This is a genomic window from Pseudoduganella sp. R-34 (genome assembly GCF_049904655.1).
In the GTDB taxonomy this organism is placed as follows: Bacteria; Pseudomonadota; Gammaproteobacteria; order Burkholderiales; family Burkholderiaceae_D; genus Rugamonas.
Map to the genome: position 1 here is coordinate 6,594,479 of NZ_CP184572.1, position 15,309 is coordinate 6,609,787.

The following is a 15,309-nucleotide window of genomic DNA, read 5'->3' on the forward strand; positions in this document are numbered from 1 at the left end:
CATGGACTCCTTGATCATATCGCGCCGCGAGCGCGAAGAAATGCATGGCCATCGCGGCGCGGTAGTCTGGTTCACCGGCCTGTCCGGCGCCGGCAAGACAACACTGGCCCGCGCCGTCGAACAGCGCCTGTTTCATGCCGGCTGCCAGGTCGTGCTGCTGGATGGCGACAGCCTGCGCCAGGGCTTGTGCGCCGACCTTGGCTTTTCTCCCGAAGACCGCAGCGAGAACCTGCGCCGAGCCGGCGAAACCGCCCGCCTGTTCGCCGAATCCGGCATCATCGTGCTGGCGGCCTTCATTTCGCCGCTGCGCGCCGACCGCGCCCGCGTGCGCGCCATGCAGGCCGGAGACGACTTCATCGAAGCATGGTGCAAATGCCCGCTGGAAGTCTGCGAACAGCGCGATGTCAAAGGACTGTACCGCCGCGCACGAGCCGGAGAGGTGAAACAGTTCACCGGCGTGTCCGCCCCTTACGAAGCGCCGCTGGCGCCCGAACTGTCGCTCGATACCGCGCGCGCGCCCCTGGCCGATTGCGTCGAGCTGGTACTGGCCGGGTTGCGCTCGCGCGGCGTGCTGCGCGCGCCGGGCAGCAGCTCGTCCAGCAGCTCCAGGCAGATGCGGGCAGCCTGGTCGCCCGCGTCCAGTTCCGCGTGCCAGGCCGATACCGACACGGCCACCAAGGGGTAGTCGCGCAGGCTGCGGAACAGCTCCGCCATCTCTTCCACGCGCGGTCCCGCCGGTACATGGTATTTGAGCGCTGGCATGCGCTGGGCTTCGTCCAGCACGTCGGTATCGAAATGCACGTAGAGGGTCTCGTGCGTCGACAGCTTGCCCAGCACCTGGTCCAGGGTGCAACGCACGATCGTCGATCGCTCCAATGCCACGTCTTCGCCAGGGTCAAGGTCGCGCGCATCGGACAGCAGCACCAGCTCTTCCGGGTAGGGACGCATGCCCACCGCTTCGCGCAACGCGGTGATGCTGTCGCGACGGTTCTGGCGCCGGTCCTGGCGGCCGACCAGCATGGCCAGCGGCATGCCGCCCAGGTATTGGGTGTGCGTGGTGGCCCAGGTGTGGAAGTCGCCGTGCGCGTCCAGCCACAGCATGCGTTGCGGTTCGCGGCCGGCACGCTGCAAACCTGCCATCACGCCCATGGTCGAGACGCAGTCGCCGGAAATGCTGACCGGCAGGTCGCCGGCCGCGGCCGCCGCGGCGACCTGTTCGGCCAGCACGGCATACACGCGGCCCATGCTGCGCATCTGTTCATCCTTGTCCACCAGTTCGGTGGCCGTCGATTGCGGCGACTGCAGCACAGCCCAGGGCTGCGAGTCGAGCAACTGCACGCGCTGCAGGCCGTCGCGCCGCTTGCCCATCAAGTAAGGCACCAGCAGGCGGCGGATCATTGCCACTGCTCCGGCGCCGCGCCGTAGCCCAGCGCGTGCATCATGTCGGCCACTTCCGCGCGCCGCGCCAAAGGCAGCAACTGGCTGCTGCGCTTGCGCCAGCGGCCGGGCGCGGGGGCTTCGGTCGCCATCGTCACCGGCAGCTCGGGCGGCTGCGGCATCGGAGGCAGGCCAAGCCATTCGCAAGTCCGCTCCAGCACGCCCGCAGGGTCGGACAGGAAGGATTCGAAGCGCACCGGCAGCGCCGCCACGCCGCTATCGACAATATGGCGGTGGCAGGACAGCCACTGGTTCAGGCACACCTCCTCCAGCGGCGCATTGATAAAACTGCGCCAGTTCGGCGGCAGGTCGAATTTCCACCAGCGCTGGCCGCCCTCGCACTGTTCGGAATAGCCGTGGATGGCCAGCGTCACGCCGTGCTTTTGCATGTCGTGCGCATGGAAGCCGAGCGGCGACAGCCAGCCGTCGATCAAGCCGTTGACGCAGGCGGCAACGCTGCGGACCAGGTGCACATAGCGCACCTGCGCATGCGGGAACAGTTGTTCATAGAAGCCGTGGCGATAAGCGTCGGAAGGGGTCTTGAACAGCAATACCTTGCTGGCGGCATCATCTTCGGTGAAATGCCGGGCACGCATGGCGGGCGAAACAAAGGGCGGCTCTTCGATCTTGGCGGCCTCGTTGAATGGCCGCCGTTCGCCCGGTCCGCGACCGCCGTCGTAGTAATCGCGCCGCCACGGTTCGCGCCAGAACACGGCGCCCAGCACGGCATGCTGCAATTCGTGCTCGCCGGGCGCGTCGGTGCCCTGGCTGGGCAGCAGCGCCTCGTCGAGGGCACGCTCCATCTGGGCAAAGGCCAGCGGTTGCGCGAACAGCGCAGGGAACTGCAGCAGCAGGCGCTTGCGCCAGCGCGCTTTCAACTCCGGCAACGGCGCCATGCCGCCTTCGGGCACGGTCAGGCTGTCGAAGATCTCGTCGGCCAGCGCATCGGGATTGCGCAGGCGTGCGATGGCATCGCTGGTGCATGCTGGATCGTAGCCGAAGCCGTCGCCGCTCAAGGCAAGGAAGGGCTCCGCTTCGCCGTCAAGGCTGGCGATGCCGGGATGGCGCGCCAGCACCGCCTTGAACAGCGTCGACCCGGAACGCGAACTGGTGAGGATGACGGCGACACGCCTTACCTGCGCACGCCAAGGCGCATGCGGCACTGCCCGCAACTGGCGGATGGTGTCAATCAGCCCGTCCATGCCCTGCCACCGGCTTGATCAGGAAAGCAAAGAACTGGCGCTCCTGGTCGCGTTCGGCCGCGCTGCGCGCCATCAGCCGGATGCTGAAGCCGGCCTGTTTCGCCAGCCGCCGCACCTCGTCCACCGCGCCGAAATTCGAGTGCGCGAAGTAGATGCGCCCGCCCGGCTTCAGGTAGCGCGCCGCCTGCTCGAAGAACTGGGTATTGGTGCGGAAATCGGTATCCCACTGCGAGCGCGCCACCACGTCGGGCGCCGGCTTGTCGCGGAACGGCAGGTTGGCGGTGATGACGTCGAACTGTTCATCGCCCACATTCTCGAACAGGTCGGAACGGCGCACCTCCATCACCCCCTCGAATCCGTGCGCCTTCAGGTTGTGGCGCGCGCTTCGGATGGCAGCCGGATTGACGTCCAGCGCCAGCACGCGCGACGCGCCCTGGTAGCAGGCGAAGATCGCAATCACGCCCGAGCCGGTGCCCACATCGAGTACGCTCTCCCCCGGCTTAATGCGGAAATTGCGCACCAGCGGCTGGCTATCGAGGAAGGGCCAGAAAGTATTCGGATAGACGTGGAATTTCTTGCCAAGATAAGTGATGGTGCGCCCGCCCTCCGGTACAGCCTTGAAGGCCTTTTGACGCGTGGCTTGCCAGCGGTCGACTTGTTCTGGCGTGGGAAGTGCAGATGTTCGCATACCTGTCCCCTTGTCTGATGCTTGCCATGCTATCGAGTCTGCCAGGCAAGGGCAAGCACGGATGAACCCGTGCGCGCGAACTGTTGGAACCTTACATTGCTCTCCGGTTGAAAGTCGGGGTCAGGTCTGGCAATCCGCCATTTTGGCGGATTGCCAGACCTGACCCCGACTTTCATCAAGGCAGCCACGCGGCGATGGCGCGGCCGATGGCTTCGGGGTGGTCTTCCTGGATGTTGTGCGTGCCTTCGCCGAGTTCAACCAGCTTGCAGTTTGCAAACTTCTCGGCGTAGCGCTCGGCGACCGGACGTGGCGTCAGCACGCCGTTCGGGCTGAACAGGATCAGCTTCGGATATTGAGCCGTGGCCATGATTGCTTCGTTGCGTTCGATCAGCTGGTACACATCGGCCGGCTCCCCGGCAATCGGCATCATGCGCGGGAAAGCCAGCATCGGCTTGCGCGATGCGGGCGTCGGGAATGGCGCGCGGTAGGCATCCATCTCTTCCGCCGTCAGCGGGCGCAGCGCGCCTTTCGGCAGCATCTGCTCGATGAAGAGGTTCTGCTGCAGCACGAACTCTTCGCCGCTGCCCGGTGCGCGCATCAGCTTGAAGCGCTCGCGCGCCTGTTCGAGCGGGTGGAAGTCTTCCCATGTCGGGCTGGGACGCACGAACTCCATCAGGGCCACGCCGCGCACCTTGGCCGGGTAGCGCGCCGCCAGGTGGATGGCCAGCGCGCCGCCCCAGTCCTGGCCGACCAGCGTGAACTCCTCGATCTCCATCTGCTGCAGGAAGGCCTCGAGGTAGGCCGCGTGTTCGAGGAAGCTGTAGGCGATATCGGGCTTGCCGGAAGCGCCGAAGCCGATCAGGTCGGGCGCCAGGCACCAGGCTTTGACGGCCACGTGCGGCATGATGTCGCGCCAGATGAAGGAGTGCGTCGGGTTGCCGTGCAAGAAGATCACGGCGTGCTGGCTGCGTTTGCCGAGCTCGCGATAAGCGATGGTGGAATTCAGTACGGGGAGGTTCTGCATGAGGTCTCTCTCAGAAAAAAATGCCCACTCCAAAGAGTGGGCCAAGTCCAAAACTAGGGATGTCCTGAAAGAGACGGTTCCATCTTATGTTCGGGACTGGCCGCACTCTGTGCGTCAACTCACACAAGCCTTAAAAAGGCCATGGGGTCTCGGTCTGCTGCCATGCAGGCAGTTGCTGCACCCGTTCGAACCAGGCCAGCAAATGCTGGTATTGCTCGACTGGAATTTTGGCGCGGCTCACATACATCATGGGCGCTGCAACGGCGAAGTCGGCCAGCGTGAGCTTGCCGCCGCTCAGCCACTGGCGTGTGGCCAGGTGCTTGTCGAGCACTGCCGCGTGCTGGTGCACGAAGGTTTCGCCTTTCTTGATCTCGACCGGATCAGGGTCCTGGCCGGTGACGAACTTCTTCCACAGGTACTCCCAGGTCAGGATGCCAATCGCCGGTGCAAAGTGCTGGGCGGCGAAGAACATCCAGCGGTTGACGTCGGCGCGCTCTTTCAGGTCGCGCGGATAGACGTCGTTGGCGCCGGCCTTGTCAGCCAGGTACTGCATGATGGCGCAGGATTCCCACAGCAGGAAGCCATCGTCTTCCAGCACCGGCACTTTGCCGCAGATGTTCACCTCGCTCAGGCGCTTGCGGTCGGCTTCGCTGGCCAGGTCGATGAAGACTTCCTCCAGCTTGATGCCGAGCTGGCTAGCCGCCAGCAATACACGGCGGGCGTTGGAGGACAGTGGGTTGTGATAGAGGCGCATCGCTAATCTCCTTGGTGGTTTGATCGAATGCGCCTATCGTAACCAAGGTCCCCTGACAGTTCCTGTCAGGAGTCGTCCTTAATCGCGTTTTCTTCGCGCCAGACTTTGAGCAATTCGTGGCGCGGTGCAGGGTAGCGTTCTGCAAGTGCTTCGGCGTGCGCGATGCGGTCGATGCGGAAGTGGCGGTTGGCCTTGCGCATCTCGCACCAGGCGGCAAGGATGCGGCGCCCTTCGAAAAAAGCCAGCGCAAACGGCCACACAGTGCGCTCGGACGAAAAACCGCTTTCGTCCTTGTATTGGATGCGCATCTTGTGATGGCGACGGATTGCTTCGCGCGCGGGCTGCACGAATTCATCGTGCTCCGGCGTGTCGCGCATCAGCGGCACCCACAGGCTGGTGTCGGCCATGTCGTCGCGCAGGTCTTTCGGCGTGGCGGTGGCGATCTTGGCCAGCGCGTTGGCTGCGGCTTGCGCCAGCGCCGGGTCGCCCTGGCGGCGCACCCAGCGCGCGCCCAGCACCAGCGCTTCCAGTTCGTCCGTGTCGAACATCAGCGGCGGCAGGAAGAAGCCGCTGCGCAGCAGATAGCCAAGGCCGGCCGAGCCTTCCACCGGCGCGCCGAGTTCGGCCAGGGTTTGCATGTCGCGGTAAATCGTGCGTTCGGATACACCCAGCTTTTCCGCCAGTGCGGCCGCAGTCACCGGACGGCGGCTGCCGCGCATGGCATCCATGAGCTGGAACAGGCGGCCGGTACGGCTCATTGCTGCTCCCCATTTTACGAGGCGTGCAGCTTAACATAGTTATAATCTGGGAATGAGCAAGAACCTCCCTACCAAGAACCCTGCCACCAAAAGCCGCGCACTCGGCAAAGTCACCCTGTCGGATGTCGCCGCCCTCGCCGGCGTCGCCCCCATGACGGCGTCGCGCGCCATCAATCAACCGGAGCTGGTGTCCTCTGTCCTGCGCGAGCGCGTGGAGAAGGCGGTGCAAGATCTCGGCTATGTTCCGAACCGCGCAGCACGCGCCCTGGCCTCGGCGCAGTCGAGGGTCATCGTGGTGCTGGTGCCATCGCTGGCAAACACGGTGTTCACCGCGGTGCTGGCGGGCGTGCAGGATGCGCTTGACCCGTGCAACTATCAGATCCTGATCGGTAACACGCGCTATTCGGATGCGGAAGAAGAGAAGCTGCTGGCGACTTATATGCAGTCGAACCCGGACGGTATCCTGCTGTGCGGACTGACGCACAGCCCGCGCGTGCAGCAGATGCTGGCCACTTCGCGCGTGCCTGTGGTGTCGATGATGGACCTGTCCTCGGAACCGGGCGCAATGTCGGTCGGCTTCTCGCAGGAGGATGCCGGCTACACCATCACGCGCTACCTGATCGAGAAGGGCCGCAAGCGCATCGGCTACATGGCCGCCCAGCTCGACGAACGTACCTTGAAGCGCGGCGATGGCTACCGCAAGGCCATGGAGGAAGCCGGCCTGGCCGACCCGATGCTGGAGCTGATGTGCCCGGACCCGTCCACCATCGCCCTGGGCGCCGAGCTGCTGGGCCGCATGCTGGCCAATATGCCGGGCCTGGACGCGATCTTCTGCTGCAACGACGACCTGGCGCACGGCGCCATCTTCCAGTGCCAGCGGCGCGGCATCAAGGTGCCGGAGCAGCTGGCGATCTGCGGCTTCAACGACCTGCCGGCTTCTGCCTGGATGAAGCCATCGGTCACCACGGTCGGCACGCCGCGCTACCAGACGGGTTTTGAGGCCGCCAACCTGCTGCTGGCGACCATCCGCGGCAACGACGTGCCGGCGCGCCGCATCGACCTTGGCTTCACGCTGATGGCACGCGAGAGCGCATAACGACATCAGTGCAAATAAAAAAAAGCAGCCTCACGGCTGCTTTTTTTTCGAGCGCGGTTGTTTAAACCACCGCGCCGTCGGTCTCGTCTTTTTCCTTGATCGGCTTGATCAGGTCTTCGCGCTTCACGCCCAGCCACATGGCCACGGCAGCAGCAACGAACACGGAAGAGTAAATACCGAAGCAGATACCGATGGTCAGCGCAATCGCGAAGTAGTGCAGGGTCGGGCCGCCCAGGAACAGCATCGACAGCACCATCATCTGGGTGCAACCGTGGGTGATGATGGTACGCGAGATGGTGGAAGTGATTGCGTTGTCGATCACTTCATGCACGGACATCTTGCGCTGCTTGCGGAAGTTCTCGCGAATCCGGTCGAAGATAACCACCGATTCGTTGACCGAGTAACCCAGTACCGCCAGCACGGCGGCCAGCACGGTCAGCGAGAATTCCCACTGGAAGAAGGCGAAGAAGCCCAGGATGATCACCACGTCGTGCAAGTTCGCGACGATGGCGGCCACTGCGAATTTCCATTCGAAGCGGATGGCCAGGTAGATCATCACGCCAACCACCACCATGATCAGGGCGTTCAGGCCGTTCTGCGCCAGCTCATCGCCGACCTGCGGGCCGACGAATTCAACCTTCTGCAGCGACACGCCTTCGGAACCGTCGGCATGGATACAGGCGCTCTTCATTTCATGGGCGCCCTTGTCGGTCACCTTGTCGACCGACTTGACGCTGCCCTGCTCGGCCTTGCACAGCTCGCCGAACACCTTGGCAGCGGTATCGGCAGCGGTGGTGCCTGCAACGTTCGGCAGGCGGATCAAGGCATCGCGCGCCGTGTCGATGCTCGACACCTCAGGGTGGTAGCCCAGGCCATTCAGGGTCTCGCGCACCTTTTCCAGGTTGGCTGCCTGCGCGTACTTCACTTCCATCACGGTACCGCCGGTGAACTCCACCGAGAAGTGCAGGCCCTTGGTGGCCAGGAAGAACACTGCTGCCACGAAGGTCAGCGCCGAAATCACGTTGAAGACCAACGCGTGGCGCATGAACGGGATGTCTTTACGGATGCGGAAAAATTCCATCTCTATTCCTTAGTTCGCAGGTTTCCAGACGGTGCCGATCGACAGCGACTGCAGTTTCTTCTTACGGCCGTACCACAGGTTCACCACGCCGCGCGAAACGAAGACTGCGGAGAACATCGAGGTCAGGATGCCCAGGCTGTGCACCACGGCGAAGCCGCGCACCGCACCGGAACCGAACACCAGCAGCGCGATACCAACGATCAGGGTGGTCACGTTGGAGTCCAGGATGGTGTGCCAGGCGTGCTCGAAGCCGGCGGCAATCGCCGACTGCGGGTTGGCGCCATTGCGCAGCTCTTCGCGGATACGTTCGTTGATCAGCACGTTGGCGTCAATTGCCATGCCCAGCGCCAGCGCGATTGCCGCGATACCCGGCAGGGTCAGCGTGGCTTGCAGGCGGGACAGCACAGCGATCAGCAGCAGCAGGTTCACTGCCAGCGCCAGCACGCTGAAGGCGCCGAACATCATGTAGTAGATGATCATGAAGGCCGCGATGGCGGCAAAGCCGTACATCGTGGAGTGGAAGCCCTTGGCGATGTTTTCAGCGCCCAGTGCAGGACCCACGGTACGCTGCTCGATCACTTCCATCGGAGCGTACAGGGCGCCGGCGCGCAGCAGCAGCGCCAGTTCGGCGGAGTTCTCCGCGCTGCCCATGCCGGTGATCTGGAAGCGGCTACCCAGTTCGCTCTGGATGGTCGCCACGGACAGCACTTCGGCCTTCTTCTTCTCGAACAGCACGATGGCCATCTTCTTGCCGACGCGGTCGCGGGTTGCGTCGCGCATCTTGCGGCCACCGTCGCCGTTCAGGTCGATGCTGACGGCAGGCTGCTGGTTCTGGTCGAAAGTGGCGGTTGCGCTGGAGATGTAATCGCCGGTCAGCACCACGTCCTTGGACAGCACGACAGGCACGCCTTTGCCGACGGTGAACAGCTCCGAGTTGTACGGAATGGCAGCGTTCAGCTCAGTGCCAGGGGTGACGGTTTCGTCGACCATGCGTACTTCCAGGGTTGCGGTACGGCCGATGATGTCTTTCGCGTGCGCGGCATCCTGCACGCCTGGCAGCTGCACCACGATGCGGTCAGGGCCTTGCTGCTGGATCACCGGCTCGGACACGCCCAGTTCATTCACGCGCTTGCCCAGGGTGGCAATATTCTGCTGCACGCCGTTGTCCAGGGTGGCTTTCAGGGCGGCCGGCTTCAGGGTCACGACCAGGCGCAGTTCGTCGCCTTCGGTGGCGTCAACCACGTCCATATCCGGCTGCTGGTCCTTGATGATGCCCTTGGCCTGCTGGCGCAGTGCGTCGTCGCGGAACTTGACGATGATGGTGTCGTTCACGCGATCGATGCCTGCGTGGCGCACGTTCTTCTCGCGCAGCTGGTTCTTGATGGCAGCCTGGGTACCCTGGATACGCTTGGTGACCGCAGCCTTGGTGTCAACCTGCATCAGGAAGTGCACGCCGCCGCGCAGGTCCAGGCCCAGGTACATTGGCAGTGCGCCTACAGCGCGCATCCAGTCCGGGGTATTCGACACCAGGTTGACGGTGACGATATAGGTCGGGTCGTTCGGGTCCGGGTTCAGGCCTTTTTCAAGTGCCAGCCGGCCTTTGAACTGGGCGTCCGTGTCGGAGAAGCGCGCGCGCACGTAGGTGTGCATGCCGGCGCCGTCCAGCGCTACGCCGTCATTCTTGACGTTGGCTTGTTTCAGGAGCGTGTCCACCTGGGTCGCCAGGGCATTGGTGACCTTGACGGTGGCCTTGGCGCTGGTGATCTGCAGTGCAGGTGTCTGGCCGAAGTAGTTAGGCGCCGTGTACAGGGCGCCAAGCAGCACCACCACGACGATAAGGATGTATTTCCAGATTGGATAACGATTCATAGTCTTCAGCGTTCAGGCTATAACAAAACGGGCGGCACTGGCCGCCCGCGCCGGTTATCACAGGCTCTTCAGGGTGCCTTTCGGCAGCTGGGAAGAGATGGCGTGCTTCTGCACCCAGACTTCGGTGCCCTGCGACACTTCGATAGCCACGTTCTGGTCGTTCACCTTGGTCACTTTGCCCATGATGCCGCCGATGGTCACCACTTCGTCGCCCTTGGCGAGGGCTTCCATCATGGCTTTCTGCTCTTTCGCGCGCTTCTGCTGCGGCCGAATCATCAGGAAGTACATCACCACAAACATCAGGATCAGTGGTGCGAAGGTGGTCAGGCTGCCCATGGCGCCGGCGTCGGCTGCGGTTTGGGCGTATGCGTTGGAAATGAACACGGGGACTCCAGATTCTAGTTAGGTAAAACTTATTGGGTAAAAATCAAGCGGTGTATTCTAGCACCCGCCACGCTGCCGACCTACATAAGGGCGGCTTGCCGCTTTTTAAATACCACGCGCGCGATCTGCGTGGAATTGCTGCACCCAGTCCGGGAAACGGTCGGCGTCGAGCGCGTCGCGCATCTGCTGCATGATGTCCAGGTAATAATGCAGGTTGTGGATGGTGTTCAGGCGCGCGCCCAGGATCTCCTGCGCACGGTGTAGGTGGTGCAGGTAGGCCCGGCTGAAGTTGCGGCAGGTGTAGCAGGAGCAGGTCGGGTCCAGCGGTTCCTTGTCATCCTTATAACGGGCATTCTTGATCTTGACGTCGCCGAAGCGGGTGAAGATCCAGCCGTTGCGGGCATTCCGGGTCGGCATCACGCAGTCGAACATGTCGACGCCGTTGGCCACGCCGTTCACCAGGTCTTCCGGAGTGCCGACGCCCATCAGGTAGTGCGGCTTGTTCTCAGGCAGGCGCGGGCCGACGTGCTGCAGGATGCGCATCATGTCTTCTTTTGGCTCGCCGACGGACAAGCCGCCGATGGCCAGGCCCGGGAAGTCGATTTCCTGGAGGCCTGCCAGCGATTCATCGCGCAGGTTTTCGTACATGCCGCCCTGGACGATGCCAAACAGCGCGTTCGGGTTCTCGCCCGCCTTGAACTCATTCATCGAGCGTTGGGCCCAGCGCAGGGACATGCGCATCGACTTCGCCGCTTCTTCCAGCGTGGCAGGACGGCCATCGATTTCGTACGGGGTGCATTCGTCGAACTGCATCACGATGTCGGAATTCAGCACGCGCTGGATCTGCATCGAGATTTCAGGGGACAGGAACAGCTTGTCGCCGTTGATCGGCGAATTGAAGGTCACGCCTTCCTCGGTGATCTTGCGCATTTCGCCCAGGGAGAACACCTGGAAGCCGCCGGAGTCGGTCAGGATCGGCTTGTCCCAGCCCATGAAGCCGTGCAGGCCGCCGAACTTGGACATTACGTCGTTACCGGGGCGCAGCCACAGGTGGAAGGTGTTGCCGAGGATGATCTGGGCGCCGATTTCCTTCAGCTCCAGCGGCGACATGGCCTTGACGGAGCCGTAGGTACCGACCGGCATGAAGATCGGGGTCTGCACCTCGCCGTGATTGAGCTTGACCGTGCCGCGGCGGGCGTGGGTCTTGCCGGTGGTGTCTTTTTTGATGAGTTTAAATTCCAGCATTTCAGTACTTGTTCAGGTTTGTTAAACACCAGCTAGGGTGAGATGATTGATCGCTCGTTGCCAGTCGCTGCAGAGCTTTCGGAATGAGCGGCTGTTCGCGTGCGCACGCTCAAGGTCAATTCCCGCCGAAAATGCCGGCTGGCCTATCACCTCGCGGTAAGAGCCATTCTGGACTTGGGCACTAATCCATTGTTTAGCTGCGCGCACCGACTCTGCGTCTGGAATATCGGGCGGACATACAAAGTCGCGGCAGCCAGTCAATGTCTCCGCCGACGCAATAAACCATGCTTCATATTCGCGATTAGCCAACACCACGGACACGAAATGATTCGGAACGATCGCGGCTGCTCGCTGGAGAATGATTCTTGACAATTCCATGGGGCAGTCATCGTCAGCATCCAGCAAAATCAAGATCCATCCTTCATCCAAACACAACCCTGCCGCCAAACGTAGTTGTTTTTCAAAGACTTCCGCCTTGTTCAGGAACTGGTCACGCCGGACTCTAATCGGCCGCCCGACGTTAATGTATTCGCCTGGAGACAACCATTGGGCCATACGACGCAATAAAACAGGAAGTGCCTCGACTTCACCATCACCTTCAACGATTGACACTACTGATTTCATCAGCGTGGCTCACCAAACAGTTCAGCTTGTTTGAGCGCAGGAGTATCAGGCGAAACGGGATCCGGATTCAGTTGATTCAGGCGCAAAAGTTCGCCGGCCGAGCATAAATGTTGGCGCATGACTTCACGTGAACCTTTACCTAGAGGAACGATTCGAGTAACACCTTCCTCGGCCGCTACGACCAAAAGCGATTCAGGTTCGATCTTCATGTCATCCAGAAGATCCGGGCTATGGCTCGTGACAATCACTTGGGTGCGCTCAGAGGCACGCTCCAGCGCTTCGCGTAGCGCAGCGGATGCGGCTGGGTGCAAAGCAGTTTCAGGCTCTTCGATACCGATCAGCGATGGCGAATGGTCGCTATTACCCTGGAACAGGGCCGTTAATATGCCCAATGCCCGCAGCGTACCGTCCGACATATTTTGGGCAAGGAATCGCCACGGATTCTTGTCGCCTGCCATGTCTTGTTTAAAACTAAGGGACTCCATTGGGCCGACGGTTTCGCGCTCAACGCCATGAACCATTGGCACGACCGCATGCAAATAGTCTTCGATCACCTGTTTGGATGTCGGATTGGTACGAGCCAAGTGGCCAATGACGCTTGAGATGTTTTCGCCAGAGGGCTTCAGCAAACGACCGTCCTGAGGTTTCTGCAACTCGCGAATCACCTTTGGATTCAAATTGTAGAAACCCATTGCGATCAAGGCATCGTACACAGGCCTAAACGCCGAGAGGCCAGAAGCGCTGACCAGCGCAAGCCTGTCCGCAGTCACAGCAGGGAAAGCTGTCTCACTCGACTTGATTATTCTGCCGCGTTCGAGTTCAAAGAAAGGGCCTTTTCCAATGCCGCCAATGCAGCACTCCTCACGTTGAACTTCGTAACCGCTCGGTACAGCGCCCACCGTAAACGCATAATGGCCCGGCTCTCCTGTTGGCAGTTCGAATTCGAGACGGATTCCAAAATGCGTAGGGTGGCCGCGCGAACGACGCCGAACCTCGGAGAGGCCACCGCGTTCGTTCATGGCATTATCTAATGAACCACTTAGGGCATCGCGCACCAAATGCAAGGCATCGAGGAAATTACTCTTGCCCGAACCATTTGCGCCGACTAAATATGTCAACGGCGAGAGTCTTACGTCGCAGCTGGCGATGCTCTTGTAATTGCGAAGACTTACTCGCTTCAGAAATATCGAAGATCTCATTAGTCGCTTTCTATCTTGTCGAAATCACATTCTTGATAGCCATTGTACCTTCGCCGCCCCCGACAGACTGCAACATCAAGTCCGGTTGTGCGTCGTCAGCAGCATGGCGTCGCCATAGCTGAAGAAGCGGTATTCGTTCGCGATCGCGTGCTGGTAGGCGTGGCGGATCTCGGTAAAGCCTGCGAAAGCGCTGACCAGCATCAGCAGGGTCGATTTCGGCAGGTGGAAGTTGGTGATCAGCCGCGTCACCGTCTTGAATTGGTAGCCCGGGGTGATGAACAGGCTGGTGTCGCCGCTGCCCGCTTCCAGGCTGCCACCTTGGGAGGCCGACTCCAGCGCGCGCAGCGAGGTCGTGCCCACCGCCACCACGTCGCGGCCGGCGGCGCGCGCTTCACGCACGGCGTCCACGGTTTCCTGCGGCATGGTGTACCACTCGGTATGCATCTTGTGCTCGGCCAGGTTTTCGGTGCGTACCGGCTGGAAGGTCCCGGCGCCCACGTGCAGGGTGACGTAGGCGAATTTCACGCCCTTGGCACGCAGCTTGTCGAGCAGCGCTTCATCGAAATGCAGGCCGGCGGTCGGCGCCGCCACGGCACCCGGCACCTTGTTGAACACCGTCTGGTAGCGCGTTTCATCCACTTCGCCCGGCGCGTGTTCAATGTAGGGCGGCAGCGGCAGGCGGCCATATTGCTCGATCAGGTCGAACACATCTGCTTCGAAATGCAGGGTGTAGAACTCGCCGGCGCGCTCTCCGACCGTCACGTCGAAGGCATCGGCCAGGCGGATCTTCACGCCGGGACCGGGCGACTTCGAGGCGCGCACCTGGGCCAGCACGGTGCGGGTGTCCAGCACGCGCTCAACCAGCGCCTCCACCTTGCCGCCGCTGTCCTTGACGCCGAAGAAACGGGCCTTCAGCACGCGGGTGTTGTTCATCACCAGCAGGTCGCCAGCCTGGAGCTGGTCGACGATGTCGGTGAACTGGCGGTCGTGCAGGATCTTGCCGTCCACGTGCAGGAGGCGCGACGCGCTGCGGTCCGGCAGAGGAAATTGCGCAATTCGCTCTGGCGGCAAGTTAAAATCGAAGTCGGATAACGAGTACATTGACGGACCACTAAAACTGTTGGGCAACCCTCTATTTTACGTCATTTGCCCAAATTTCACGCAAAAATAGCTCCCGTCAGCGCGGCCTGCCTTGTTTGACGTCCCGCCGGTACCTGGCGCCGAGCGCCGGGTCAACGGCTTCAATCCCGGCAATCAGTTCCTCAATCTCGCCCTCGTACGCCGGCTTGACGCTGAAGTAGACGAACATCCCCACCAGCGTTTCCTTGAAATACGTTCCAGGACACTTGGCGGCAATGCGCGCCCACTTGAAATCCAAATCGTATTTCCCGAGGGCGCCAAACATGTCGTAGGAGGCCAACCGGCGCGCCGCCGCGCAGTCGCCGCGGCTGGCGCGCGCCTCCAGCGAGGGAAGCTTCAAGGCAGGGATACCGTAGACATGGTTGCCCTGGTCGTTCGGCAAGTCTTCGCGCGCCCAGTCGAGCGCCTGCTCGCGCGCGGCTGGCGCCAGGCCGGCAAATTCCTCCGAGCGAATCAAGCGCGCGAAATCCTGCTGCAGCGCCAGTTCGTCTGCCGCCGACACTTCGACTGGTCCACCGCGCAAGATCATCATCCTGTAGAAAGCCATCCGGTCGGCGAATGGAAGCTGCTGCGCATCGACAGCCCGCCCAGGACTGCCCCAGAATTGCGCGCGGAAGACTGTGCGTGCAGCCTTGTTCGCCGACAGCGATGGGCTGCCGGTGCCCCGCGTGATATAGAAGTCCAGTGCGGCGAATCCGCAAAACGCGGCGCCGACAATCACCACTGCACTGTTCAGGCATAGCGAACGCAGGTCAAGTCTCATCGTCTTTCAGTTAGAATCCAAGCCTGGTGTTTATACCATGCCCAA

At 61.9% G+C, this 15,309-nt stretch carries 15 protein-coding genes and 1 pseudogene; 2 read left to right on the plus strand and 14 right to left on the minus strand.

Translation table 11 applies throughout. The features are described 5' to 3' along the window. Nucleotides 1-40 precede the first annotated feature (40 nt). A pseudogene (gene cysC, locus ACN9MW_RS30280) lies at nucleotides 41-517 on the plus strand (adenylyl-sulfate kinase); the annotation flags it as partial. On the opposite strand, the gene ACN9MW_RS30285 reads toward cysC, so the two are convergent. The 6 genes from ACN9MW_RS30285 to ACN9MW_RS30310 form a co-directional block, all read right to left on the minus strand. Beyond that, nucleotides 469-1,398: an arginase family protein gene (locus ACN9MW_RS30285; RefSeq protein WP_426165933.1), complete on the minus strand. Its 930-nt coding sequence runs from the start codon at nucleotides 1,396-1,398 to the stop codon at nucleotides 469-471. The pseudogene cysC and the gene ACN9MW_RS30285 sit on opposite strands and share 49 nt — an antisense overlap. Then, nucleotides 1,395-2,639: a hypothetical protein gene (locus ACN9MW_RS30290; RefSeq protein ID WP_426165936.1), complete on the minus strand. Its 1,245-nt coding sequence runs from the start codon at nucleotides 2,637-2,639 to the stop codon at nucleotides 1,395-1,397. Before ACN9MW_RS30290 ends, ACN9MW_RS30285 begins: the two co-directional genes overlap by 4 nt. Continuing rightward, nucleotides 2,623-3,327 carry a methyltransferase gene (locus ACN9MW_RS30295; protein ID WP_426165939.1) on the minus strand — a complete coding sequence of 235 codons (705 nt, stop codon included), beginning with the start codon at nucleotides 3,325-3,327 and terminating at the stop codon, nucleotides 2,623-2,625. The genes ACN9MW_RS30290 and ACN9MW_RS30295 overlap by 17 nt, the downstream gene beginning before the upstream one ends. Before the next feature lie 175 nt (nucleotides 3,328-3,502). Continuing rightward, entirely contained in the window at nucleotides 3,503-4,351 is an 849-nt protein-coding gene (locus tag ACN9MW_RS30300; RefSeq protein ID WP_426165942.1) for a haloalkane dehalogenase, read from the minus strand. 130 nt (nucleotides 4,352-4,481) lie between these two features. Continuing rightward, the gene (locus ACN9MW_RS30305) at nucleotides 4,482-5,105 is read right to left on the minus strand and encodes a glutathione S-transferase family protein (protein WP_426165944.1); all 624 of its coding nucleotides are present in this window, start codon (nucleotides 5,103-5,105) and stop codon (nucleotides 4,482-4,484) included. A 65-nt stretch (nucleotides 5,106-5,170) separates the two neighbouring features. Next, a complete protein-coding gene (locus tag ACN9MW_RS30310; RefSeq protein ID WP_426165947.1) occupies nucleotides 5,171-5,863 on the minus strand; it encodes a helix-turn-helix transcriptional regulator in 693 nt (230 codons plus the stop codon). A 52-nt stretch (nucleotides 5,864-5,915) separates the two neighbouring features. Between ACN9MW_RS30310 and ACN9MW_RS30315 the strand changes: the two genes are divergently transcribed. Then, nucleotides 5,916-6,959: a LacI family DNA-binding transcriptional regulator gene (locus ACN9MW_RS30315; protein WP_426165949.1), complete on the plus strand. Its 1,044-nt coding sequence runs from the start codon at nucleotides 5,916-5,918 to the stop codon at nucleotides 6,957-6,959. A 61-nt stretch (nucleotides 6,960-7,020) separates the two neighbouring features. Here ACN9MW_RS30315 and secF read toward each other — a convergent pair whose 3' ends face one another. The 8 genes from secF to ACN9MW_RS30355 form a co-directional block, all read right to left on the minus strand. Next, the gene (secF, locus tag ACN9MW_RS30320; RefSeq protein ID WP_426165952.1) at nucleotides 7,021-8,040 is read right to left on the minus strand and encodes a protein translocase subunit SecF; all 1,020 of its coding nucleotides are present in this window, start codon (nucleotides 8,038-8,040) and stop codon (nucleotides 7,021-7,023) included. 9 nt (nucleotides 8,041-8,049) lie between these two features. After that, nucleotides 8,050-9,909 carry a protein translocase subunit SecD gene (gene secD / locus ACN9MW_RS30325; RefSeq protein ID WP_426165955.1) on the minus strand — a complete coding sequence of 620 codons (1,860 nt, stop codon included), beginning with the start codon at nucleotides 9,907-9,909 and terminating at the stop codon, nucleotides 8,050-8,052. Between the two features lie 57 nt (nucleotides 9,910-9,966). Further along, nucleotides 9,967-10,293: a preprotein translocase subunit YajC gene (gene yajC, locus ACN9MW_RS30330; RefSeq protein WP_090445410.1), complete on the minus strand. Its 327-nt coding sequence runs from the start codon at nucleotides 10,291-10,293 to the stop codon at nucleotides 9,967-9,969. Between the two features lie 105 nt (nucleotides 10,294-10,398). Beyond that, a complete protein-coding gene (gene tgt, locus ACN9MW_RS30335; protein WP_057262553.1) occupies nucleotides 10,399-11,538 on the minus strand; it encodes a tRNA guanosine(34) transglycosylase Tgt in 1,140 nt (379 codons plus the stop codon). Between the two features lie 21 nt (nucleotides 11,539-11,559). Beyond that, on the minus strand, nucleotides 11,560-12,150 hold the full coding sequence (locus tag ACN9MW_RS30340) for a DUF4276 family protein (RefSeq protein WP_426165958.1): 591 nt from the start codon (nucleotides 12,148-12,150) through the stop codon (nucleotides 11,560-11,562). 11 nt (nucleotides 12,151-12,161) lie between these two features. After that, entirely contained in the window at nucleotides 12,162-13,361 is a 1,200-nt protein-coding gene (locus tag ACN9MW_RS30345) for an AAA family ATPase (protein ID WP_426165960.1), read from the minus strand. 75 nt (nucleotides 13,362-13,436) lie between these two features. Beyond that, nucleotides 13,437-14,462: a tRNA preQ1(34) S-adenosylmethionine ribosyltransferase-isomerase QueA gene (queA, locus tag ACN9MW_RS30350; RefSeq protein WP_426165963.1), complete on the minus strand. Its 1,026-nt coding sequence runs from the start codon at nucleotides 14,460-14,462 to the stop codon at nucleotides 13,437-13,439. 76 nt (nucleotides 14,463-14,538) lie between these two features. After that, a complete protein-coding gene (locus ACN9MW_RS30355; protein WP_426165966.1) occupies nucleotides 14,539-15,264 on the minus strand; it encodes a hypothetical protein in 726 nt (241 codons plus the stop codon). Nucleotides 15,265-15,309 lie beyond the last annotated feature (45 nt).